The organism is Streptomyces pseudogriseolus (genome assembly GCA_002154585.1).
GTDB lineage: Bacteria > Actinomycetota > Actinomycetes > Streptomycetales > Streptomycetaceae > Streptomyces > Streptomyces pseudogriseolus.
The window spans coordinates 1-2,329 of record MUNG01000647.1 but is presented as its reverse complement, the minus strand read 5'-3'; the positions used below and the strand labels follow the sequence as shown (position 1 = coordinate 2,329).

General features: G+C 76.3%; 2 protein-coding genes. Both read right to left on the bottom strand.

What is annotated here, in order from left to right:
• Nucleotides 1-46 precede the first annotated feature (46 nt).
• Nucleotides 47-1,021, bottom strand: a complete 975-nt coding sequence (locus tag CCN29_RS33735; RefSeq protein WP_086686274.1) for a DMT family transporter — start codon at nucleotides 1,019-1,021, stop codon at nucleotides 47-49.
• A 224-nt stretch (nucleotides 1,022-1,245) separates the two neighbouring features.
• Complete coding sequence (locus CCN29_RS33730) at nucleotides 1,246-2,199, bottom strand: EamA family transporter (protein ID WP_006134318.1); 954 nt, start codon at nucleotides 2,197-2,199, stop codon at nucleotides 1,246-1,248.
• Nucleotides 2,200-2,329: the final 130 nt, after the last annotated feature.

Below are 2,329 nucleotides of genomic sequence, written 5' to 3'. Positions count from 1 at the left end.
GGAGGGGGCGCCCCGGCCGGCCGGCGACCGAGGCACCCCCCTCACCTCACACCGCCACAACATCCCCCCGCGCCCGGCGCGCCGCCCGCGCGTCTCTCGCCTCCGCGGCTGCCAGGCCCGCCACCGAGCCCAGCATCAGCAGGGTGCCGGCCAGTGTGGCCGCAGTGAGCCGCTCGCCGAGCAGGGCGACGGCGAGCACCGCCGCGCTGACCGGCTCCAGCAGCATGATCACGGACACGGTCGCCGACCGTACGACCGCGGCTCCCGCGAAGTAGAGCCCGTACGCCAGCGCGGTCGGCACGGTCGCGACGTAGGCGAGCAGGAGCAGCAGGGCGCCGGGCGCGTCGGTGTGCGGCACCAGCCCCTCCGCCGCGGCGAACGGCAGCAGGACCAGGCTGGTGACGGCGAACGCCCCGACGGTCGCGCCGGACGAGTCGGCGCCGCCGTCGCGCCCCCACCACCGGGTGAGCAGGGTCATCGCCGAGTAGCCGGCGGCGGACAGCAGGGCGAGCAGGACGCCCATCGGGTCCACCGTGGCGTCGCCGCCGCCGAGGACGAGCACCACGAGCCCGCTGAGCGCGCCCGCGACGGACGCGAGCCCGCCGCGTCCCAGCCGTTCGCCCAGGGTGACCCGGGCCCCGAGGGCGATCAGCACGGGCCCCGCGCCCAGGGTGACGACGGTCGCCACGGCCAGCCCGGTCGCGGAGACGGCGGCGAAGTAGGCCGTCTGGAACACCGCGAGTCCGATGCCGGTGGCCGCGGCCCGCCCCACTCGGCGGCCCAGCGGCAGCGGCGCGGCGGCGGCGGCGCGGGAGCGTCCGGACCACCCGGTCAGCAGCCGCGCCGCGTACAGCACGGCCAGTCCGGCGGCGCAGCGCCAGAAGGACAGGGAGACGGGGCCCATGTCGCTGGTCCGGTAGACCAGCGAGGCGGCGGCGCCGGCGGTGCCCCAGGCGGCGCCGGCGACGACGAGGTAGATCAGGCCACGCCCGACGGGCAGGCCGGAGACGTTGTTCGACACGTGTTCTCTCTCCGCAGAGGCGCGCCCCACGCACAGGCGTGGGCGCGGAAGTTCGGAAGGGAGCCCGGTTCAGGCCCGGCCGGGGCCGGGGGACCGGGGTCCGCGGACTTCGTCTGCGGGCAGCACCGCGACGCCCGGCACGCTGCCGGGCGTGTGCGCCGGAGGGCCCGCCTCAGGCGGCCGGCGGCGGAAGAACACGTGCGCGCGTATGCATGATCAGCACCTTAGGCGGTGGTTCCCGGCGTGGACAACTCCCGTTCGGGACCGCCGCCCGCCACGGGCTCGTCGGGGGCCTTCGCCGGGGCGGAGGACTGGGCGATGAGCGCGCCGGCGAGGACGACCACGCCGCCGACGATCTGCGGAGCGGACAGGTGCTCGCCGAGCAGCACCCAGGCGAGGACGGTGGCGATGACCGCCTCCAGGCAGGCCACGACCCCGGCGACCTGGGGCGAGAGGCGGCGCACCGACAGCACGCCGGTGACGTACGCGGCGACCGTGGCGATCAGGACGATCCACCCCAGCAGCAGGAAGGCGGCGACGGGGGTGCCGTCCATCGTCGCGGTGCCGGTGAGCACGGACCAGTCCATGGACCAGGGCCGCGCGACCACGGTGAGCACGGCGGCGCCGATCAGCAGTCCGTACGCGATGACGCCCAGCGGGTCGGGGGACTCCTCGCTGTCGCTGCCCTGGTCGGACAGGACGAAGTAGCCGACCTGGCAGCAGGCGGCGCCCAGCGCGAGCGCGAGTCCGAGGGCGTCGAAGCCGAGCCCCGCCCACACCTCCACGACGCAGGCGAGGCCGCCCACGGCGAGCACCACGCCGACGGCGGCGGCACGCGTCACCGGCCGCCGCTGCACGAACCGCACCCAGCCGAGGACGAGTGCGGGCGCCAGGTATTCGACGAGCAGGGCGACGCCGACGGGGATGCGGGAGATCGCGGCGAAGTAGCAGGCCTGCACGCCGGCCACGGCGAACAGCCCGAAGCCCGCGAGCAGCGCGGGCCGCCGCCGCAGCAGCCCGCGGTGGCGTACGGCGAGGGGCAGCATGACGACGGCCGCGCCCGCCACCCGCAGCCATACGACGTGCAGCGGGTCGAGGCCGGCCTCGATCAGCGGCTTGGCCGCCACGCCGGACCCGCCGAAGGCCAGGGCGGACACCAGCGCCAGCGTGAGCCCCATGCCCTTGGGGTGAGTCGTGAACACCGGCACATCATGCCAGCCGCCGACAGGACCGTCACCCCCGGAGACACCTGACCGACGGTGGCGTCGCGGGGCCGCATCGGCAGCCCCCCGCTCATCCACTCACCCC